17 protein-coding genes are annotated in these 20,197 nt (G+C 70.6%); 10 read left to right on the forward strand and 7 right to left on the reverse strand.

Annotation, left to right across the window (positions count from 1 at the left end; all coding sequences use genetic code 11):
- Positions 1-295 precede the first annotated feature (295 nt).
- Positions 296-2,041: a J domain-containing protein gene (locus ACX114_RS26385; RefSeq protein ID WP_459288933.1), complete on the forward strand. Its 1,746-nt coding sequence runs from the start codon at positions 296-298 to the stop codon at positions 2,039-2,041.
- A 21-nt stretch (positions 2,042-2,062) separates the two neighbouring features.
- Positions 2,063-2,827, forward strand: coding sequence for a CvpA family protein (locus ACX114_RS26390; RefSeq protein WP_459288935.1), 765 nt, complete (start codon positions 2,063-2,065; stop codon positions 2,825-2,827).
- Here the strand turns inward: ACX114_RS26390 and clpX are convergent.
- Positions 2,817-3,893 (reverse strand): ATP-dependent Clp protease ATP-binding subunit ClpX, encoded by a 1,077-nt coding sequence (gene clpX / locus ACX114_RS26395; protein WP_459288937.1) that lies wholly within the window; start codon positions 3,891-3,893, stop codon positions 2,817-2,819. The genes ACX114_RS26390 and clpX overlap by 11 nt on opposite strands.
- Positions 3,894-4,129: 236 nt before the next feature.
- Between clpX and speA the strand changes: the two genes are divergently transcribed.
- On the forward strand, positions 4,130-6,139 hold the full coding sequence (speA, locus tag ACX114_RS26400) for a biosynthetic arginine decarboxylase (RefSeq protein ID WP_459288939.1): 2,010 nt from the start codon (positions 4,130-4,132) through the stop codon (positions 6,137-6,139).
- A gap of 13 nt (positions 6,140-6,152) precedes the next feature.
- Here speA and ACX114_RS26405 read toward each other — a convergent pair whose 3' ends face one another.
- The 3 genes from ACX114_RS26405 to ACX114_RS26415 form a co-directional block, all read right to left on the reverse strand.
- Entirely contained in the window at positions 6,153-6,680 is a 528-nt protein-coding gene (locus tag ACX114_RS26405; RefSeq protein ID WP_459288941.1) for a hypothetical protein, read from the reverse strand.
- 133 nt (positions 6,681-6,813) lie between these two features.
- On the reverse strand, positions 6,814-7,242 hold the full coding sequence (locus tag ACX114_RS26410; protein ID WP_459288943.1) for an OsmC family protein: 429 nt from the start codon (positions 7,240-7,242) through the stop codon (positions 6,814-6,816).
- 46 nt (positions 7,243-7,288) lie between these two features.
- Positions 7,289-8,512 (reverse strand): deoxyhypusine synthase family protein, encoded by a 1,224-nt coding sequence (locus tag ACX114_RS26415; RefSeq protein ID WP_459288945.1) that lies wholly within the window; start codon positions 8,510-8,512, stop codon positions 7,289-7,291.
- Between the two features lie 193 nt (positions 8,513-8,705).
- Between ACX114_RS26415 and ACX114_RS26420 the strand changes: the two genes are divergently transcribed.
- Positions 8,706-9,536, forward strand: coding sequence for a PHP domain-containing protein (locus tag ACX114_RS26420; protein ID WP_459288947.1), 831 nt, complete (start codon positions 8,706-8,708; stop codon positions 9,534-9,536).
- Positions 9,537-9,550: 14 nt separating this feature from the next.
- On the opposite strand, the gene ACX114_RS26425 is transcribed toward ACX114_RS26420, so the two are convergent.
- Entirely contained in the window at positions 9,551-11,095 is a 1,545-nt protein-coding gene (locus ACX114_RS26425; protein WP_459288949.1) for a methyl-accepting chemotaxis protein, read from the reverse strand.
- 247 nt (positions 11,096-11,342) lie between these two features.
- Between ACX114_RS26425 and ACX114_RS26430 the strand changes: the two genes are divergently transcribed.
- Both ACX114_RS26430 and ACX114_RS26435 read left to right on the forward strand, forming a co-directional pair.
- A complete protein-coding gene (locus ACX114_RS26430) occupies positions 11,343-11,711 on the forward strand; it encodes an NADH-quinone oxidoreductase subunit A (protein WP_143901814.1) in 369 nt (122 codons plus the stop codon).
- 9 nt (positions 11,712-11,720) lie between these two features.
- Positions 11,721-12,284, forward strand: coding sequence for an NADH-quinone oxidoreductase subunit B (locus ACX114_RS26435; RefSeq protein WP_014398097.1), 564 nt, complete (start codon positions 11,721-11,723; stop codon positions 12,282-12,284).
- A gap of 84 nt (positions 12,285-12,368) precedes the next feature.
- Here the strand turns inward: ACX114_RS26435 and ACX114_RS26440 are convergent, their stop codons facing one another.
- Together ACX114_RS26440 and ACX114_RS26445 are read right to left on the reverse strand one after the other, a co-directional pair.
- The gene (locus ACX114_RS26440) at positions 12,369-12,737 is read right to left on the reverse strand and encodes a PaaI family thioesterase (RefSeq protein WP_014398098.1); all 369 of its coding nucleotides are present in this window, start codon (positions 12,735-12,737) and stop codon (positions 12,369-12,371) included.
- The gene (locus ACX114_RS26445; protein WP_459288952.1) at positions 12,727-14,910 is read right to left on the reverse strand and encodes a sulfatase-like hydrolase/transferase; all 2,184 of its coding nucleotides are present in this window, start codon (positions 14,908-14,910) and stop codon (positions 12,727-12,729) included. Before ACX114_RS26445 ends, ACX114_RS26440 begins: the two co-directional genes overlap by 11 nt.
- 157 nt (positions 14,911-15,067) lie before the next feature.
- Here ACX114_RS26445 and ACX114_RS26450 point away from each other — a divergent pair, with 157 nt between their 5' ends.
- From ACX114_RS26450 to ACX114_RS26465, 4 genes are all read left to right on the forward strand, one after another.
- Positions 15,068-16,342, forward strand: a complete 1,275-nt coding sequence (locus ACX114_RS26450; RefSeq protein ID WP_459288954.1) for an adenylate/guanylate cyclase domain-containing protein — start codon at positions 15,068-15,070, stop codon at positions 16,340-16,342.
- 174 nt (positions 16,343-16,516) lie between these two features.
- On the forward strand, positions 16,517-17,035 hold the full coding sequence (locus tag ACX114_RS26455; protein WP_120549976.1) for an NADH-quinone oxidoreductase subunit C: 519 nt from the start codon (positions 16,517-16,519) through the stop codon (positions 17,033-17,035).
- A gap of 13 nt (positions 17,036-17,048) precedes the next feature.
- Complete coding sequence (gene nuoD / locus ACX114_RS26460; RefSeq protein ID WP_459288956.1) at positions 17,049-18,308, forward strand: NADH dehydrogenase (quinone) subunit D; 1,260 nt, start codon at positions 17,049-17,051, stop codon at positions 18,306-18,308.
- Entirely contained in the window at positions 18,305-20,197 is a 1,893-nt protein-coding gene (locus ACX114_RS26465) for an NADH-quinone oxidoreductase subunit G (protein ID WP_459288958.1), read from the forward strand. Before nuoD ends, ACX114_RS26465 begins: the two co-directional genes overlap by 4 nt.

Raw genomic sequence — 20,197 nt, forward strand, 5'->3', positions numbered from 1 at the left:
TGCTCCAGCGCCGGCACGACCCGCGTCGGGTCAGGTTCCTTCGGTGGCTCCTGCCGTGGTTGGTGTTCCGCCCGTGGCTCCGGCGACAGCTCAGCCCGCGTCGTCCAGCGGTGTGCCGTCCGTCCCTCCCGAGGGAGGAGCACCCACGACGGGGGCGCCTCCTAGGCCCACGCCCGCGGGCCTCGCGCCCATGGGTGCTGCTCCCCGTGGGACACCGCCGGGTATCGCCCCTGTGGGGACCCCTGCCGCGGCACGGCCCACGGTGTCGGGGGTTCCGTCCGTCGGAGTCGCGTCCATGCCTCCGGTGACGACCGCGCAGACCCGGCCCACCGTGACCGCGATGCCAGCTGTCGGCGCGGTGACCCCGCCCCAGGCTGCGGCAACGCCCGCCACGCCTCGCGCGACCGTGACCGCGATCCCGGCGGTGGGCGCGGTGACTCCGCCCCAGGCTCCGGCAGAGCCCGCCACGCCTCGCGTGACCGTGACCGCGATTCCGGCCGTGGGCGCGGTGCCCCCGCCCCAGGCTCCGGCCACGCCTCGCGCGACCGTGACCGCGATTCCAACAGTGGGCGCGGTGACTCCCGCCGGTGCTCGCCCGACCGCGACCGCGATTCCTGCCGTCGGTGCGGTGACTCCTCCGCAGGCTCCCGCCACTGCTCGACCGACCACCACGACGCCCGCAGTGGGCGCGGTGACTCCGCAGGCTCCCGCAACTGCTCGACCGACCACCACGACGCCGACCGTGGGCGCGGTGACTCCGCAGGCTCCCGCCGCCGCCCGGCCCACCACCACGACGCCCGCAGTGGGCGCGGTGACTCCGTCAGCTCCCGCCGCCGCCCGGCCCACCACCACGACACCGGCCGTGGGCGCGGTGACTCCGCAGGCTCCCGCCACGGCCCGGCCCACCGTCACGACGCCCGCGGTGGGCGCGGGGACGGCTCCCGCGCCGGCGCCTCGCATTGCTCCAGTCGTTCCGCCGACCGCGAGCGCTTCGCCCGCGATGCCTCCCGCCATGCCTCCGGCGGTGCCGAGCATCGCGTCCATGCCGACGCCGCCGCCCGTGGCTCGCGGTCCCGCGGCCGTGCCGACCATGCAGCCGCTGAGCCCGGTGATCCCGCCCGTGGCTCCCGCGGCCCGTCCGCCTTCGGTGCCCACCATCGCCCCCGCGGGTGCCCGGCCTCCGGGCCCTCCCACCGTGGGCCCGGTGACGCCTCCGCCCGTCGCGCCCAGACCTCCGGCCCCGCCCTCCATCTCCGCGACACCGCCGCCGGTGCTCGCCGTCGGGCAGGTCGTCCCGCCCATCGCTCCGGCGACTTCCGCGCCGCCGCGCCCCGGCAACCGCCCCACCACGTCCCTGCCCGCGCTCGCGCCCGCCGGTTCTCCCCGGCCTCCGACGCCGCCGCCCGTGGCTCCGCCGCGCCCTCCCGCCGCCAGCGCGCCTCCGCCGCCGCCCGCCGCCGCGGGAGGCCCGGCCCTCAGCCCGGAGCAGCTCGTGGACCTGGAGGCCCGCTGCGCGAAGCTCGACCAGATGGACTACTTCGAGGTGCTCGGCCTGGACCGCGCCGCGGCCCCCGGCGACATCAAGAAGGCGTTCTACAGAGAGAGCCGCGTCTACCACCCGGACCGCTTCTTCCAGCTGGAGTCCAAGGCCCTCAAGGACCAGGTGAACGAGCTCTACAAGCGCGTCACCGAGGCCTATTACGTCCTGCGCGACGACACCAAGCGCAAGAAGTACCTCACCGACATCGCCGGCCCGGACCGCGCGCAGAAGCTGCGCTTCACCGACGCCTCCGAGGCCGAGACGAAGGCCGCCGCGAAGAAGGAACAGGAAGAGCAGATCGGCACCCACCCCAAGGGCCGTCAGTTCTACACGCAGGCCCAGAAGGACCTGGAGTCCGGCAACCCGTCCGCCGCGGAGCGCAACCTCAAGATGGCGCTCACCTACGAGCCCTCCAACGCCCGCTACAAGGAAGCCCTCGCGGAAGCCCAGAAACAGTCCGCGGACAAGTCCAAGGGCGACTCCTCGTTCAAGATCCGCTAGCGGCCCCCAGGAGCCCTCCCCATGGTCATCGACCTCATCCTCCTGGGCATGGTGCTGTTCTTCGGCCTCCTCGGCGCCCTCTCCGGCGCCGCCCGGCAGGTGGCCAACTCCGTGGGGCTCGCGGCGGGCTACTTCGTCTCGCGCAAGCTCGCGCCCGTCATCGGCCCCAAGCTCGCCATCGCGCTGGGCTCACCGCTGCTCATCGGGACGCTCTTCGGCACGGTGCTGCTCTTCGTCGTCACGTGGCTCACCGTGCGCTACGCCCTGGGCGCGCTGCTGCTGCGCTTCCTCTCCGGCAAGGACCCCGACGAGCGCGGCCTGGACCGCACCCTGGGCTTCGTGCTCGGCGGTGGGAAGATGGCGGCCCTGTTCTGGGTCTGCCTGAGCGCGCTGACGTTCATGGAGCAGCACGTCGTCATCGCGGGCCAGCGCTGGGGCGTGGCTCCCAAGGGCTCCGTCGCCTTCGACCTGTCCCGCCGCTTCAACCTCTTCGAGCTGACCCAGTTCGCCCCGCTGGAGGATCTGGTCCAGGTGGCCCAGGCCACGCACGACCCGGCGAAGGCGAAGAAGCTCCAGGAGGATCCGGCCTACAAGGCGCTGCGCAAGGACCCGCGCTTCCAGGTCGCGCTGTCACACCGGGACCTGCAGGACGCGCTGGAGCGAGGCGACACGCGGGCGCTGCTCCGCAACGACGTGGTGCTCCAGCTCATCCAGGATCCGCAGGCGGCGGCACGGCTGGGCGCCGCCGCCCGGACCTCCGAGAAGCCCACGCCCGCTAAGCGTTGAGCTCCACGTCGTCCAGCGCCGCGAGCCGCGCCTTCACGAACTCCGCGTCCACCGTCACCTGACGGTGCTTGCGCTCCGGCGCCTCGAACATGATGTCCGACATCACGTGCTCCAGGATGGAGCGCAGGCCACGAGCCCCCAGCCCGCGCGCGATGGAGTAGCGCACCACCTCCCGCAGGCCGCTCTCCGGGAACTCCAGCTCGATCTCATCCAGCGCCAGCAGCTCCTTGAACTCGCGCGTGATGGCATCGGGCGGCTCGGTGAGCACGCGCAAGAGGTCGGGCTCGCCCAGCCGCTCCAGCTGCACCATCACCGGCATGCGGCCCAGGAACTCCGCCATCATCCCGAAGTCCACCAGCTGCTTCGTGGAGATGCGCTTCTCCTTGCGCTTCGCCCCGAGCGCGTCCGCGCCGAAGCCCATGGCCCGGCTGCCCTCGTCGCCATAGTCATGCAGGTCGCTGAACGTGCCCGCGCAGATGAAGAGGATGTCGCGCGTGTCCACCTGCACGAAGTCACTCTTGTTCCACGCCTGCGTGACGTTCATGGGCACGTGCACCTCGCGCCCCTCCAGGAGCTTCAAGAGCGACTGCTGCACGCCCTCGCCGCCGATGTCGCGGCTGCCCGCGCCGTTGCGCGCTCCTTGAGTGCGGCGGGCGATCTTGTCCACCTCGTCGATGAAGATGATGCCCCGCTGGGTGTCCTCCACGGAGTGGTTCGCCTTGAAGAGCAGGTCGGACACCATCACCTCCACGTCCTTCCCGTAGTAGCCCGCCTCCGTGTACTCGGTGGCGTCCACGGTGGTGAACGGGACGTGGAGGATCTCCGCCAGGTTTCGCGCGATGTGCGTCTTGCCGCTGCCCGTGGGACCAATCAGCAGGATGTTCGACTTCTTGATGAGGGACTGCCGGCGCATCCGCCGCGCCTGGATGCGCTTGAGGTGGTTGTGCGCGGCGATGGCCACCGCTCGCTTCGCGGCGTCCTGGCCGATGACGTAGCGATCCAACCGTTCGAAGATCTCCCGCGGGGTCAGTGGCGCTGCCTCTTCCCTGCGTGCGGACGACTCCATGTACCCTCCCCTTCTCTCCACTCGGCCTCCCTGCGCTGCCTAGGAGGAAGGGTAGGAATTGGATGCTGACCGGCCCACCAGGGCCAGAGCCCGGTAATGGGCCCCTGCCCGCCTGCCTGCCCTGGGAACAGGCGGCTATTGAATGGATGGGGCGTTTCCGATAGTCCGGCCCCCCTCCCGTGTTCATGGGAGTTTCCACACCCCGCCGCGCGCTCCACCGGAGGCACGAAACAACGATGGCCGCTCCCTCCCCTCAGCACCGCTGGACCCTGGCCGATGCCCACGAGCTGTACGGCATCCGCAACTGGGGCTCGCCCTACTTCGGCATCAACGACAAGGGCCACGTGTGCGTCCACCCGGACGGGCCCGCCGCTCCGAGCATGGACCTCAAGGAGCTGGTGGACGAGGTCCGCCGCCGGGGCATCGGCCTGCCGCTGCTCCTGCGCTTCACGGACGTGCTGCGCCACCGCGTGGTGCACCTGAACAACGCGTTCAAGAAGGCCATCGCGGATCAGGGCTACAAGGGCCTGTACCGGGGCGTGTACCCCATCAAGGTGAACCAGCACCGCTACGTGGTGGAGACCATCATCGAGGCGGGCAAGGAGCACACCTACGGCCTGGAGGCCGGCTCCAAGCCGGAGCTGCTCGCCGTCATGGCGCTGCTGGACAGCGAGGACGCGCTCGTCATCTGCAACGGCTACAAGGACGAGGAGTACATCGAGACGGCGCTCTTCTACTCGCGCCTGGGCCGCAACGTCATCCTGGTGGTGGAGAAGCCCAGCGAGCTGCCCCTCATCGCGGAGGTGGCGCGCCGCACCGGCATCACGCCGCGGCTGGGCATGCGCGTGAAGCTGTCCACGCGCGGCGCCGGCAAGTGGGAGGCGTCCGGAGGTGACCGCTCCAAGTTCGGCCTGTCCTCGTCGGAGCTGATGAACTGCATCAGCTTCATGAAGGACGCGGGCCTGCTCGCCTCCTTCGAGCTGCTTCACTTCCACCTGGGAAGCCAGATCTCCAACATCCGCAACGTGAAGAACGCGCTGCGCGAGGTGGGCTGCTTCTACGTGGAGGTGGCCCGCCAGGGCGCGCCCTTGAAGTACCTGGACGTGGGCGGCGGCCTGGGCGTGGACTACGACGGCTCCCAGACGAACTTCGCCTCCTCCATGAACTACACGACGGAGGAGTACGCCAACGACGTCGTCTTCGGCGTGATGGAGGCCTGCGACCGCGCGGGCGTGCCGCACCCCACGCTCGTCTCCGAGTCCGGCCGCGCCGTGGTGGCGCACCACGCGGTGCTGGTGGTGGACGTGCTGGGCACCAGCGAGTTCGACCCGTCCCAGACGCCCGACAAGGTGGATGAGAAGGCGCCCTCCGTGGTGCGCAACCTCTATTCGACGTTCCGCGAGGTGACGAACAAGAACGTCATCGAGGCCTTCCACGACGCGCAGGACGCCAAGGAGGAGAGCCTCCAGCTCTTCTCCCTGGGCCACCTGTCGCTGGAGCAGCGCGTGGCGGCGGAGAACCTCTACTGGGCCATCTGCCACAAGATCCTGCGCGTGGCGCGCGAGGCCGGGGAGATTCCGGAGGAGCTGGAGGCCCTGGAGAAGCAGCTGTCGGACACGTACTTCTGCAACTTCTCCGTGTTCCAGTCGCTGCCGGACTCGTGGGCCATTGATCAGCTCTTCCCGATGATGCCCATCCACCGTCTGGCGGAGAAGCCGACCCGGCGCGCGACGCTGGCGGACATCACCTGCGACTCGGACGGGAAGATCGAGCACTTCATCGACAAGCGCGAGGTGAAGGACGCGCTGGAGCTGCACGCGCTCAACAGCGACGACTACTACCTGGGCATCTTCCTGGTGGGCGCGTACCAGGAGATTTTGGGCGACCTGCACAACCTCTTCGGGGACACGCACACGGTGCAGGTGTCGCTGGCTCCGGGCGGCGGCTACCTCATCGACCACGTCGTCGCCGGGGACACCGTGACGGAAGTGCTCAACTACGTGAGCTACAACAAGGACGACCTCGTCGCGAAGCTGCGCAAGTTCACGGAGCTGGCGCTGCGCCAGGGGCGCATCACCCTGGACGAGTCGCGCAACCTGCTGCGCGTCTACGAGGACGGCCTGTCCGGCTACACGTACCTGGAGCGGGAGGTGGACGCGACGTTCACCTCCGCCAGCCAGCTGCGCCTCTTGCCCGGCCCCGAGAACGGCGGGACGCGCGCGCCCGTCTCGCCCTCGGGGACCTGAAGGCCCTGACGGCTCAAGCCTCCGTCGGGACCGGTGCCTGTTCGCCGGTCTCGACGGATGTGTCGCTGAACGCGGCATCCGTCGAGCGCAGCCGCAGCGTCTGGAGCGTCTCCAGCTGCCCGTCGGCGCGGTCGGCGAGGAAGGCGAAGTCGAACCGCGCCAGGCGCGGATCCTTCGCGGCCACGCGCTCCAGGCTCCTCCACAGGGACACCCGCCCGTGGGAGCCCACGCACAAGCCCTCCAGCTCCACCAGCCGGCTCAGCGGCGAGTAGCGCAGCCAGGAGCCATTGAGCTTCAGCCGCGACAGCTTCTCGGTGATCCACGCGCCGCCCACCTTCAGCGGATCCACGCGGACCTCCAGCGCGGACATCACGGTGAGCAGCGTGGCGCGGTCCTGCTCGATGAGCGGGATGAGCGTGGCCAGGTACTGGCCCACCGGGTTGCTGCGGTTCTCGCGCTCCGTCCGCTTCGCGAGATCCAGCCCCACGGTGGAGCCCAGCAGGTGGTCGTTGAGATAGATGCCCAGTCGCTTCACATTCATGCCGTGTGCCCCTCCCCCGAGGCATCAATGGACTTCACGAGGGTGGGCACGACGTCCGCTTGCCGCACGCGGCCATCGGAGCTCGGCGGAGGCTCGGAAGGCAGGCGGCCCGCCGAGCCCCTTCACGGCCGCTTCAGTCCGGGTAGCCGAACGACGCCGTCACCTTCACGTCCGGGTGGAGGCTGCGCGCCACGGGACACTCGTGGGCGATCTTCTCCAGCAGGGCGCGGTGCTCCGGCACCAGGCCGGACGGCATCAGGATGGACAGCACCAGCTCCCCGATCTTGCGCGGCGGCGGGGTCATCCGCTTCTCCACCGTCGCGCGCACCTCGCCCAGGGTGATGCCCTCCTTGCCGGCCACCAGGTGCATGGTCGTCACGACACAGGACGCCAGCGCCGTGGCCACCAGGTCCGTGGGGGAGAAGCTGCCGCCGGTGCCGCCGTTGTCCTTCGGCGCCTCCGTGGGCAGCGTCGCGCCGGACGGACCGTGCGTCACCTGCGTCTTCAGCTGGGGAGCACTCACCAGGGACATCACCACACCCGTCGCGGGCTGCTGACTCATCACCGTCTCCTTGGGACTTGAGGCCTGGGTTGGAAGGACTTCCGCTCTAACGCACGAAGCTGTCGTGGGCCTTGGCATCCTCTTCGGAGGAGGGCTCGGCGTCCTCGACGCTCCAGTCCAGCGTCTTCATCAGCGACTTGCTGCGCTTCTTGACGTCCGCGTCCAGGAACTTCACCGCGTCGTCCATCTTGTCCATCAGGCGCATGGGCTTGCGCTTGTTCTTGGGCTCGCTGAACAGCGCGTGCGTGAGCCACGGGAACACCGCCGTCACGTCGCAGTGCACGTACATGGAGCCCGTCTCCACCGCCTCCACGGACACCTTGCCCCAGGTGTGGCCCTCACCGGCCGGGCAGCTGGACAGCGCGCCGTTGTCCACCGGGTCCACGCAGAACTGCACGTCGATGTCGAAGCCCGACGTGGGGACGTTGAGAATCTGGTCCAGCAGCGGCTCGCCCTGGAGCGTGTAGTTCTTGGGCACGCCGCCGCCCAGGATCCAGATGGCCAGCTTCCCGCTGCCGTGGTGGCGGCAGTAGTGCTGCATGGCGGCCATGGAATAGACGTCGTCGTTGATGTCGAGCTCGAACTTGAACTCGTCACCCAGCAGGCGCTTCAGCTTCACGACGTTGAGGAAGATGGAGCCGTCCTGCACCGCGCCCACCCAGATGGGCACGCCGTGCTTGTAGCAGGTGGACAGCAGCGACGGCTGCTTCACGCCCAGCTGCTTCTCGATGCCGTAGATGGCCTTGCCCAGGAGGTAGTGGAACTCCGGGGTGGTCATCTTCCGCTGGAACTGCGGCTGGCGGAGGATGGCGGAGAAGAGGCGGTCGGTGTCGAGCAGCGCCTCCTCCCAGAAGCCCAGGTCGTAGATGCGGATGATGCGCGCCAGGCGGTACTGGAGGTCGCCCGCGTTGGGGTTCACCTCGCGGATGCCGTGGCCGATGATGCGGTGGGCGTCGTGGTAGAGGTTGGCGCCCGTGGTGGTGATGGCGGAGATGATGCCCTTCTCCACCAGCGGGATGATGCAGGACTGGTGCAGGCCCGCGGGCGTCATCGCGCCCGACAGCGTGAGGAAGATGGACGCGTCCTGCTGCACGGACTGCTGCATCAGCTCGAACGCGGTGCGCTCCTGGCGGCCCACGTACGCGCTGAACGCGTGCGCGAGCAGCTCCGCCGGCTTCTCCTTGCCGGTGATGGGGCGCGGATCCGCCTTGCGCGCGTTCGCGTAGGCGGCGCGAAGGGTGGACTTCTTCGGGGTCTGGGTCTTGGCCATGGCGCGGCGATCTAACACCGCCGGCCTGCCAAGGGGAGGCCCGGCTCCAGCCCCGCCCTCCCCCGGGGCCGCCACCGGACAGGAACAAACCGCCCGCCGTGCGGATTCACACAGGGCCCGCTCTTCAGGCCCCTTCCCATGGGGACATGGCGTAAGAGTGCCCGCCTCGCCGCCCTCCGGAGGGTCCCCCGCCGTGATTGACCTGCATTCGCATACCACCGCCAGTGACGGCCAGTACCCGCCCTCGGAGCTGGTGGCCCGGGCCGCCGCCGCGGGCGTCACCGTCCTGGCCGTGACGGACCACGACACGGTGGCGGGGCTCCAGGAGGCGAAGACGGCCGCCGCCGCTCATGGTGTCGAGCTGGTGCCCGGCATCGAGCTGTCCGCCTTCGTCTACGGCAAGGAGGCCCACATCCTGGGCCACTTCCTGCGCCCGGAGGACCCGGACCTGGCGCGCTTCGCGGACCGGCTGCGGGATGAGCGCACGCACCGCATGGAGGCCATGGTGGCCCGCCTGCGGGAGCTGGGCTTCCCGGTGCGCATGGAGCAGGTGCGCAAGGTGGCCGGGGACGCGCAGCTGGGGCGGCCCCACCTGGCACGGGTGCTGGTGGATCAGGGCTGGTGCATCGACGTGAAGGCCGCATTCGACCGGTTCCTGGGCACGGGCCGCGCGGCGTGGGTGGAGCGCTTCAAGCTGGACGGCGCGGAGGCCATCCGCCTCATCCGCAACGCGGGCGGCACCGCGACGCTCGCCCACCCCGGCTCCTCCAAGATGGAGCGCCCGGAGATCCAAGCGCTGGCGAAGGCGGGCCTCTCCGGCCTGGAGGTGCTGAGCGTGGACCACAACCCCACGGTGCGTCAGAAGTACCTGGCGCTCGCGGCGGAGTTCGACCTGGTGCCCACCTTCGGCAGCGACTTCCACGGCGAGGCGGTGGCACCCGACCACCGCCTGGGCGTCGCGGCCATGGCCCCGGAGCTGTTCCAGAAGCTGCGCGCCCGCGCGCCGTCGTCCCGGCCCGTCTGATCAGAGCCGGAGGCTCAGGACCGGGGCTGGGCCTTGAAGCGGCTCGTCACCGCGGTGAGGCCTTCCGCCACGGATTGCAGGTCCTGGGCGATGCGCGTGGTGCGGCCGGTGGCGTCCACGCCCTGCTTCACCAGGTCCGCCACGTTGCGCGCGCCCTGCACCGCCTGCTCGCTGGACTGACGCTGCTGGCGGGTGGCGATGGTGATCTGCCGCGCCGCCTCACTGGTGCCGCGCGCCAGCTCCACGATGCGCAGGAAGACGGCGGAGGCCTGCTCGGCCACCTCCACGCCCCGGTCGCTCGTCGCCATGCCCACGCGGGCCTTGGACGCGGCCTCCTCGCCGGAGTCCTGAACCTTCTCCACGATGCGGGCGATGTCGCGCGCGGACACAGACACGTTCTCCGCCAGCTTGCGCATCTCCGCGGCCACCAGCGAGAAGCCCCGGCCCACGTCGCCCGCCTTGGTGCCCTCCAGCGCCGCGTTGAGCGCCAGGAGGTCGCTTCGCTCCGCCACCTGGTTGATGACCTGGGCGATCTTGGAGACCTGCTGCAGGTCCTTGTTCAGCCCCACGATGGCGTCCGCCACGCCCTTGGACTCCGTGCGGATGTCGTTGATGCCGCCCACCACCTGCGCCACCACCGCCATGGCCTCCGCGACCGCGTCATGGGTGCGCCGCGCGCTGGACTCCACCACCTCCGTGGACGAGGAGATCTGCTCGGCGGTGCGGGAGAGTTCCTCGAACGTGGCGGCGATCTGCTGCGCGTACGCGGCCTGCTGGCTGATGACGTGCTCCTGATCCGCGGAGGCGCCCATGAGCCCGCGTGACGCGCTGGACAGCTGCTCGGTGCGCGTGACGAGCTCCATCACCGTGGAGCGCAGCGTGCCCAGCATCTCGTTGAAGGAGGTGGCCATCTGCCGCACCTCGCCGGCGGCGGACACGTCCAGCTCGCCCCGGAACACGTCGCCCCGGGCCACCTCGCGCGCCACCTGCGTGACGCGCGACACGGGGTCCGCGATGGCGCGGCTGATGATGACCGCCAGCCCCAGGCCCAGCACCGCGGCGCCCAGGTAGCCCATGAGCGAGTAGCCCTCCGTGGCCGCCAGCGCCGCCTTCACCTCGTGGGTGCCGAAGCCCGCGCGGTACACGCGGCCATCGCTCTCGCAGCGCACCACGACCTGATCCATGTCCCGCGCCACCGCGCACGTCCCCGGGTTGGGCTGCTTCGGCTCGGGGGTGCCGTCCGGAACCTGGCCACGCAGGGCGACCACGGTGCCGTCGGCTCGGGTCAGCTCCTGGAACGTCAGCGTGAAGCCGCCGGACTCCACCTGGTTGAAGAGCTCGTCGCGCCGCGCGCGGGCGTCCGGCGCGGTCTCCGGCAGCGCGAGCGCGGGGTGCCGCACCACCAGCGTCCCCAGCGTCACGGCCCTGCCGGCGAGCACCTCCAGGCCCGCCGCCTTCTGCCGCGCGGGGAAGTACACCCCGGTGAAGAACACCACCGCGAGGCACGGAAGCAGCACCGCGATCGCCACCTGCATCCGCAAGGTCAGCCGGCCCCACATGTCGACGACTCCCCTGGCGATGAGCGCGGAAAGGACAGCCCGTTGACGCTAGGCGTGGGCTCCCCACAGCGTCAAACCGGCCCCGGTCCAGGCCCGGGAGCGGAGGGTGCCCGCTGATCCACCGCCCGTCCGGGGGCAGGCGTCCGGGCGGCGGTGTTTCAGCCGTCATCTCAAGGGGTTGGCGGGCCCGGCCCGGGGGTGTTTCCCTTTGACACGACGCCAGCGGTGTCGTTAGGGTCCGCGCCCGATGACTACACCCCTCGCACCGTACCTGCCGCTGGCGGTGGTGCTCCTGCTGGCCGGCGTCCTCGGGATGATCATCCCCCAGGTCACCACCCGGCTGGGCCCCAAGCGCCCGAGCAGCACCAAGTCGGCCCCCTTCGAAGCAGGCTCCGAGTCGAGCGGTCCCGCTCGCCAGCGCTTCGCCGTGAAGTTCTACGTCATCGCGCTGCTCTTCATCGTGTTCGACGTGGAAGCGGTGTTCCTGTACCCCTGGGCGGTGAACTTCCAGGCGCTCGGCTGGTTCGGCTACGTGGAGATGCTGGTTTTCGCGTCGACCCTGGTCGTGGGCCTTATCTATGTCTGGAAGAAGGGCGCTCTCGACTGGGAGAGCTGAGACAACGCCATGGCTGACACCGACATCGCGCCGATCATGACCACCCGCCGGGACGAAGCCATGGGCTTCTTCCAGAAGCTGGTGTCCAAGGGCCTGGGCTGGGCCCGCAAGTACTCGCTGTTCACCTACCCGTACGCCACCGCGTGCTGCGGCATGGAGTACATGTCCGTGGCCGCCAGCCGCCACGACATCTCGCGCTTCGGCGCGGAGTTCCCGCGCTTCTCGCCGCGCCAGGCGGACCTGCTGATGGTGGTGGGCACCATCAACCTGAAGCAGGCCCCCATCCTCAAGCGCGTCTACGAGCAGATGACCGAGCCCAAGTGGGTCGTGTCGTTCGGCGTGTGCGCGTCCTCGGGCGGCTTCTACGACAACTACGCGGTGCTCCAGGGCATCGACCGCATCATCCCGGTGGACGTCTACATCCCCGGCTGCCCGCCGCGTCCGGAGCAGGTGCTGGACGGCCTGATGCTCCTCCAGGACAAGATCGGCAACCAGGTGCACCGGCTGCGTGACCCCGGCCAGCCCAACGAGACCGCGGAGCACCACGCCCGCATGCTCGCCGCCGGCAAGTAGTCACACCGCTCCCGCTGTCCCCCACGGGCCCCGCGCCGCCTCTCACGAAGAGGCAGGTGACGGGGCCCGAGGCGTTTCCGGGGCCTACCAGCGGTGGTACGCGGGGTGGCCTTCCTTCACCGCGACGAAGGTGCCCCGGCAGGTGGCCGTCACCTTGCCGTTCTCCCCGGTGAGGGTGCCCTCCACGACGACGCGGTCGCCTTCAATCGACACGGGCTTCGCGGACAGGTGCACGGGGCCCATGGGCGTGGGGCGCTTGAGCACGATGGTGTAGTCGGCGGTGACGGTGCACGGCGGGGTGGCCGCGCCCTGCGCCTTCATCAGGTGGTACGCCGCCGTCCAGTTGCAGTGGCAGTCCAGCAGCGCGCCGATGATGCCGCCGTTGAGCACGCCCGGGAACGCCTGGTGGTGCTCCTCCGGCGTCCAGTCCGCGACGACGAGGTCACCCTCCACGCGGCTGCGGATGCGCAGCCCCTTGGGGTTGGCCGGGCCACACCCGAAGCAGGCGTTGTGGGGGGCGTACGTTTCCTGGAGGCCGCGAGTCGTTTCGGTCGTCGACATGGCCGGCGACTCTACGTGAGGCGGCCTCCGGTGCGCGCTCCGTCGCGTCGTCCAGCCAGTCCGCCAGCGCTCGCGCGTCCGCCCCTTCACAGTCGCCCGTGCAGGTGCGGCGCACGGTGCCGTCCGCCTGCGGCCGGTCCACCACCCAACGCTGGCCGTCGAAGGCGCCGGTGTCCTTCTCGCGCAGCACCGCGGTGCCCGCGTCGTCGCCCATCTCCACCACCCCATCCGGACGCAGGCGGTACGCGTCGAAGGTGCGCGGCGCGCCGGGCCAGTGGCCCGGGTCGAACACCTCCGGAACCACGTGCGTGTAGCCCGTCTCCGCGTAGAGCGGCGTGAGCGGACGCCCCTCGCCGCGCAAGAGCGGCCCGAGCGACGCCCCGTCCGACTCCGGCAGCGCGGACAGGCCGGACAACTCCAGCAGCGTGGGGCCCACGTCCACCAGCCGCGCCAGCGCGTCCACCTGGGCCGGGCCCGCGCCACGGCCGCCGGGCAGCTTCACCGCGAGCAGGATGCGGTTCTCCTCGTCGCCCAGCCGGGCGCCGTGCACGGACGTCGCGCCCGCCAGGTCCGGCCGGTCCGCGTGGAAGCTCTCGCCGTGGTCGGACATCAGCACGATGAGCGCGTCGTCGTAGCGGCCGGAGGCCCGCAGCGCGTCCAGCAGCGTCCCCACCTGCGCGTCCGCCTGCGCGAGCAGCTCGTCGTAGAGCCCCTCCGCGCCCGCGCGGTTCCACGCCCCCTTCGCGCCCGGCGTCACCGGCGCGAAGTGCATGCGCAGCCGGCGCTCCAGCGGCTCGGAGGGGGACACGTAGCGGCGGTAGAACGGGTACACCGGGTCGCCCGGGAAGTGCGCCGCCGTGGCGTGGAAGGCGAAGAGCAGCGGCCCCTCCCCTGCTTCCGCCACGAGCCCGTCCGACAGCCGCCGGGCATAGCCCATGGGGTCATGGATGCCGGCCAGCGCGCGGTTGTCGATGAACTCGGGCACCCACGCGGCGCCGGCCGGGTTGTCCGCGAACAGGCCCAGCGCCCGGTAGCGCAGCTTCTCCAGTGCGAAGTTGATGGCCCCGCGCGGAGGCTGCCAGCGCGTGGCGAAGCCGGAGGCCGGTCCCTCGAAGTGGAAGCGCGAGCAGTCCGTGGCAAACACCGTGCGCCACCCCGCGTCCGCGAAGCGCTGCGCGAAGGTGGGCGCCAGCACGAGCCGCGCGTCGGGCGTCAGCGGGTAGCGCACGCCCGTGCGGTACGGCCAGCGCGCGGTGAGCAGCGAGCGCCACGCGGGCTCCGTCTGCGCCACCGGCGTGTAGGCCCGGGTGAAGAGCGTGGCGTCCTGGAGGAAGCGCTCCACCTGGGGCGCGACGCCATGTCCCGTCGCGCCCAGCCGGTCCGGCCGGAACGCGTCGATGCCGATGAGCACCACCAGCGGCTGCCGGACGGAAGGCCCCACACGGCGCACCGTCACCGCCACCGCCAGCACCCCGACGACGCCCGCCACCACCCTCCACGCGACGCGCTCCGCCCGGAGCGGCGCCGGACCGCCGGAGGCCACGAACCGCCGCAGCCCCCGTGCGCCGCGCCACGCCAGCACGGCCAGATGGACCGCCACCCACGCCCCAGCCGCCGCGCGCGCCTGCCACGGCTCGCCGTGATCCACCAGCCACGCCAGCACGGGCCGCACCGCCGGCAGGTCGTCAAACAGGGCGGGCCGCGCGAGCGCCCGGTCCCAGGCCCAGAACAGCAGAAGCGCCAACCAGTGCGGCACCATCAGCGCCAGCGACACCCACCCACCCCGCCGCGTCCAGGCGGAGGCCAGCACCGCCGCGGCGAGCCCCAGCAAGCCGCCCGCGACCGCGTACACGGAGGCCACGCGCAGGATGACGCCAGGCAACAGGGGCCGGACCGCCGCCGCCAACGCCGCGTAGGGACCGTCCAAGGGGATGTCCACGCCCACCACGCCTGCCTTGAGCAGCCAGACCGTCTCGGCGGCGAAGAGCATCAGCCCCAGCAGGGCGCCCAGGGCCAGGCGCCCCGAAACGGCACGGAGGAAGGAGGCGACGGACCGCACGGACATGCCCTCAGCCTCTACTCCGTCCCGGCGTGCTTGCGCCAACTCTGTGTTCTACAGGGCTTTCCGGGAGCACCTGACGTGCAAGGCACACACTGCCGGTGCAAGATGGCGCCCCGACTGTTCCTGGCCATCGCTTCCCTCGGCCCGGGGGGCCCTTCCCATGTCATCCAGCGCCATGCCCAGCGACAGCCTGCAGGAGTCCGTCCGGCGCGCGCTCGACGTGGAACGGCAGTCCAATGGACGGCACCTGGCCTGGGTCCGGCTGGGCGCGGTGGGCGTGTTGTTCTCCATGGCCGTGTACCTGGGCCGCGTGCGCGGGCTGCACGACTGGGACATCTACCTGGCGCCCTTCGCGCTGTACTTCGTCTGCACCACCATCGTGGCCGTGGCGGTGACGGCCTCCGCGCGCATCGCCCGCTGGGCGTCGCTGTCCGTCGCGTTCGTGGACGTGCCCGCCGTCTACTGGCTCCAGCACCTGGCGCTGCCGGTGTCCCCGTCCCCGGGCGGCGTGGCCGGCTTCACGCTGGGCATCTTCGCGGCGCTGGTGCTGCTGTCCGCGCTGAGCCTGCGGCGGCCCGTCACCCAGCTCGTCACCGTCATCGCCATCCTCGCGGAGGTGGAGCTCCAGCGGCAGGCCGCCATCGGCGGAGGCGCGCAGGTGGCCGGCGCGGTGATGCTGGCCATGACGGCCGCGGGGGCCTCCCGTCTCCTCCAACGCATCCGCTTCCTGTCCGCCGCGGTCACCCAGGAGGAGCTCCAGCGCGCCCGGCTGGGCCGCTACTTCTCCCCCGCCGTCGCCGAGCGCCTCCAGGACAGGGACTCTCCCGCCCCGGAGCTGCGCGAGGTGTCCGTCCTCTTCGCGGACGTGCGCGACTTCACCGCCCTGAGCGAACGGCTGCCCCCCGAGCAGGTGGTCACCATCCTCAACGAGTACTACGGCCGCATGGTGGAGGTGGTGTTCCGCCACGGCGGGACGCTCGACAAGTTCATCGGGGACGCACTGATGGTGTACTTCGGCGCCCCGCTGCCGGACGCCCAGCACGCCCGGAGCGCCACCCGCTGCGCGCTGGACATGGTGCGGGAGCTGGAGGCCGTCAACGCCGAGCGCGCCGCCCGGGGCGAGCCCGGCCTGCGCATGGGGGTGGGCGTGCACACGGGGCCGGTGGTCCTGGGCAACATCGGATCGCCGTTCCGGCGCCTGGAGTACACGGCCATTGGCGACACGGTGAACCTGGCCAACCGCATCGAGCGGCTGACCAAGGGCTTCGGGGTGCCGGTGCTCGTCTCCCAGGCGACCCGCGAGCGGGCGGGTGACGCCTTCCGCTGGGCCCCCGCTCCCACCGCGCTCGTCCCCGGCAAGAGCCAGCCGGTGGTGACCTTCATCCCCGAGCCCGCCGAAGGGGCGCCGGTGCTGGGTCCGGACGTGGCCGCCTGACGCCTGCCGCATGCCGTGCCCAGGCAGGCAGGGGGTGGATCGCGACGCCGGGCTACTGGACCGCCTAAGTGGCCTACACGGTTGAGGGTTTACGTTGACGCCTCACGCGAACGGTCCTTATAAAGCCGCGGTTTCCTCTGTCGTAGATCGAGGCCCCCCTTGAGCATTTTCGCGTTGGACCGGGTCGCCGCCCAGTTCCCCGAGGCGGTCGCGGAGCGCTATGTCGACCGCGCTGGTGGAGCCTGGGCCGTCATTCATGCCGAGTGGCTGCCGAAGGTCGCCACCTTCCTGAAGATGGACCCCGAGCTGGACTTCAAGCTGTTCGGCTCCGCGGACGCCGTGGATCGCCTGCACCTGGCGGAGAGTGATCCGCGCTTCGAGGTCGTCTACTTCCTCTATTCGCTCAAGCGGAAGGAGCACGTGCGCCTGAAGGTGCGCGTGACCGAGACCCGCCCGGAGCTGCCCTCCCTCACGCCGCTGTACCGCGGCGCCAACTGGTGGGAGCGGCTGGTGTTCGACTTCTACGGCATCCGCTTCACCGACCACCCGGACCTGCGCCGCATCCTCCTGTACGAGGAGTTCCAGGGTCACCCCCTGCGCAAGGACTACGCGCTGCGCGACCGCCAGCCGTTGATCCCCGAGCGCCCCATCAAGGACATCTTCCGCGGCCCCGGCACCAGCGGCATCGCCTGATCGAGACCTCACCATGGCCGACAGCCACAACACCGACTCGCAGAAGCCGCACAACCCCGACACCGATGGGTTCGCCCACGAGGAGTCGGAGCTGGAGTCTCATTTCCAGACGAAGAACATGGTCATCAACATGGGCCCCTCCCACCCGGCCACGCACGGCACCGTGCGGCTGAAGGTGGAGCTCGAAGGTGAGACCATCGTCAAGATCGACCCGGAGATCGGCTTCCTCCATCGCGGCTTCCAGAAGAGCTGCGAGAACGTCACCTGGACGCAGTGCCTGCCGTACACGGACCGGCTCAACTACCTGTCCGCGATGATGAACAACTTCGGGTTCCTCAACGCCGTGGAGAAGCTCATCGGCCTGGAGATCCCGGAGCGCGCCCAGTACATCCGCGTCATCGGCAGCGAGCTGCACCGGCTCACCGACCACCTGACGTGCGTGGGCGCCACCGGCCTGGAGATGGGCGGCTTCGCGCCGTTCCTCTACGGCATGGAGGCCCGCGAGCTCATCCAGGACCGCGTCACGGAGCTCACCGGCGCGCGCCTCACCACCAGCTTCGGCCGCGTGGGCGGCATGAACCGCGACCTGCCGGAAGGCTGGTCGGAGAAGGTTCGCAAGACGCTGGACCGCACCGAAGAGCTGCTCGTGGAGATGGACGGGCTGCTCACGCGCAACCGCATCTTCGTGGACCGCACCAAGGGCACCGGCATCATCACCGCCGAGGACGCCATCGACTTCGGGTGGACGGGCCCTGCCCTGCGCGCGTGCGGCGTGGATCACGACCTGCGCAAGGTGCAGCCGTACTGGGTCTACGACCGCTTCGACTTCGAGGTGGTGGTGGGCCAGCACGGCGACAACTACGACCGCTACCTCGTGCGCCTGGAGGAGATGCGGCAGTCCATCAAGATCATCCGCCAGGCCCTCGACACCATCCCCGCGGGCCCCATCATCGTGGACGACTGGCGCATCGCGCTGCCGCCCAAGCCTGAGGTCTACGGCACCATCGAAGGCGTGATGGCGCACTTCAAGCTGGTGATGGAGGGCATCCAGGTTCCCCCCGGCGAGGTCTACGACGCGACGGAAGCGTCCAACGGCGAGCTGGGCTGGTACCTGGTGAGCGACGGCCGCGGCCGTCCGTACAAGGTCCACGTGCGCGCCCCGGGCTTCCCGGTGTTGTCGGCGCTGCCGCACATCATCCAGGGCAAGATGCTCGCGGACCTCGTTCCCACCTTTGACACCATCAACATGATCGGCGGCGAGGTCGAGCAGTGAGCGACAACGACACGAAGAAGCCCACCGGTGACGCGCAGACGCCCCCCAAGGGCGCTCCCACCGACACGCCCGCGGCCAAGATTGGCCCGGAGCCGTCCAACCCGCCCGCCGGCGCGAAGCTGGACTCGCCGCCCGCGGCCGCCAGCGGTCCCACCGGGACGCCTCCGCCCAAGCCGGCGGCGCCTCCGGCCGGTGGCCCTCCGCCCAAGCCGCAGCCCAAGAACCCGGGCTTCGTGACGGCGGTCATCGACGGGCGCGAAGTCGTGGTGAAGCCGGGGACCAACATGATCGAGGCGGCCAAGTCGGTCGGCTCGGAGATCCCCTACTACTGCTACCACCCGCGCCTCTCCATCGCGGCCAACTGCCGCATCTGTCTGATTGAGGCGTCCAACGCGCCCAAGCTCGTCCCCGCCTGCCAGACGCCCATGGCCGAGGGTCAGGTCATCAAGACCACGACCCCCAAGGTCAAGGAGCAGCAGCGCGCGGTGATGGAGTTCCTGCTGCTGAACCACCCGGTCGACTGCTCCATCTGCGACCAGGCCGGTGAGTGCAAGCTGCAGGACTACTACATGAAGTACGACTACCGGCCCTCGCGCCTGGAGGGCACCAAGGCCCTCAAGCACAAGCGCAAGGTGCTGGGGCCCCGCGTCGTGCTGGACCAGGAGCGCTGCATCATCTGCACGCGCTGCGTCCGCTTCATGAATGAAATCCCGAAGGAGCCGCAGCTGGGCGTCTTCGGCCGTGGCAGCCACGAGCGCATCGACGTCTTCCCGGGCAACGAGCTGGACAGCAACTACTCGCTGAACACCGTGGACGTGTGCCCGGTGGGCGCGCTGCTCTCCCGCGACTTCCGCTTCAAGGCGCGCTCCTGGTTCCTGTCCGCCACGCCGTCCGTCTGCACGGGCTGCTCGCGCGGCTGCAACATCTCCGCGGACTGGATGTCCCAGGACACCTACCGCTACCGCCCGCGTGAGAACGAGGCCATCAACAAGAGCTGGATGTGCGACCAGGGCCGCCTGTCGTACAAGGACCTGAACGTGGGCCGCGTGCTGTCCGCACGCGTGGGCCGCGGCCTGCAGGCCCCCGGCACGGTGCAGCCGGTGCTCACGCGCAAGGACGCCGCCCTCGGCGCGGCCAAGGCGCTCAAGCCGCTCGCGGGCTCCAAGCAGCTCGCGGTGCTGGCCTCCCCGCTCGCGTCCAACGAGGACCTGCTCGCGGGCCTGACGTTCGCCAAGACGGTGCTGGGCGTGACGTCCGTGTTCGTCGGTGGCCGCCCGCAGGGCAAGGCGGACCACTACCTGATGACGGCGGACAAGAACCCCAACCGCCAGGGCCTGGCGCTCATCGCCAAGGGCCTGGGGCTGTCGCTCAAGGGCTTCGAGGAGCTCACCCCCGCCATCAAGGCCGGCCAGGTGAAGGCGCTCTACGCGGTGGGCACGGAGGTCCCGACGGACGCGGCCGCGTTCGCGGAGGTGCTCGCGTCGTTGGAGGTGTTCGTCGCCCAGGCGCAGAACGAGTCCCCGGTGACGGCGCAGGCCACGGTGCTGCTGCCCGCTTCGGCGCACATCGAGGACGAGGGCACGTTCACCCAGCAGGACGGCATCACCCAGCGCTTCCGCAAGGCGTACCCCTCCAAGGGGGACGCGGTGCCGCACTGGAAGTGGGCCACGGAGCTGACGCGCGAGCTGGGCGGCGAGGCCGCCGCTGCTTCCGCGCGCGACGTGTGGCGGGCGCTCTCGGGCCAGGTGTCCGAGTTCGCCGAGTTCAACTGGGACAAGGCCTCTCCGCCGGACCGGGAGAAGCCGGGCATCAATCCGCTGCCGTCGAGTGCCGACGGCCGTCCGCCGGGCTACCGTGAGTTCGGCGCGCCGCGCGTGAGGGGCATCTGA

The sequence above is a fragment of the Corallococcus sp. M7 genome, from assembly GCF_054512695.1.

Coding starts and splice junctions, on each gene's coding strand:
- ACX114_RS26385 (WP_459288933.1), top strand. CDS start 296: ATGCCTCCGGTGACGACCGCGCAGACCCGGCCCACCGTGACCGCGATG.
- ACX114_RS26390 (WP_459288935.1), top strand. CDS start 2,063: ATGGTCATCGACCTCATCCTCCTGGGCATGGTGCTGTTCTTCGGCCTC.
- clpX (WP_459288937.1), bottom strand. CDS start 3,893: ATGGAGTCGTCCGCACGCAGGGAAGAGGCAGCGCCACTGACCCCGCGG.
- speA (WP_459288939.1), top strand. CDS start 4,130: ATGGCCGCTCCCTCCCCTCAGCACCGCTGGACCCTGGCCGATGCCCAC.
- ACX114_RS26405 (WP_459288941.1), bottom strand. CDS start 6,680: ATGAATGTGAAGCGACTGGGCATCTATCTCAACGACCACCTGCTGGGC.
- ACX114_RS26410 (WP_459288943.1), bottom strand. CDS start 7,242: ATGAGTCAGCAGCCCGCGACGGGTGTGGTGATGTCCCTGGTGAGTGCT.
- ACX114_RS26415 (WP_459288945.1), bottom strand. CDS start 8,512: ATGGCCAAGACCCAGACCCCGAAGAAGTCCACCCTTCGCGCCGCCTAC.
- ACX114_RS26425 (WP_459288949.1), bottom strand. CDS start 11,095: ATGTGGGGCCGGCTGACCTTGCGGATGCAGGTGGCGATCGCGGTGCTG.
- ACX114_RS26430 (WP_143901814.1), top strand. CDS start 11,343: ATGACTACACCCCTCGCACCGTACCTGCCGCTGGCGGTGGTGCTCCTG.
- ACX114_RS26435 (WP_014398097.1), top strand. CDS start 11,721: ATGGCTGACACCGACATCGCGCCGATCATGACCACCCGCCGGGACGAA.
- ACX114_RS26445 (WP_459288952.1), bottom strand. CDS start 14,910: ATGTCCGTGCGGTCCGTCGCCTCCTTCCTCCGTGCCGTTTCGGGGCGC.
- ACX114_RS26450 (WP_459288954.1), top strand. CDS start 15,068: ATGTCATCCAGCGCCATGCCCAGCGACAGCCTGCAGGAGTCCGTCCGG.
- nuoD (WP_459288956.1), top strand. CDS start 17,049: ATGGCCGACAGCCACAACACCGACTCGCAGAAGCCGCACAACCCCGAC.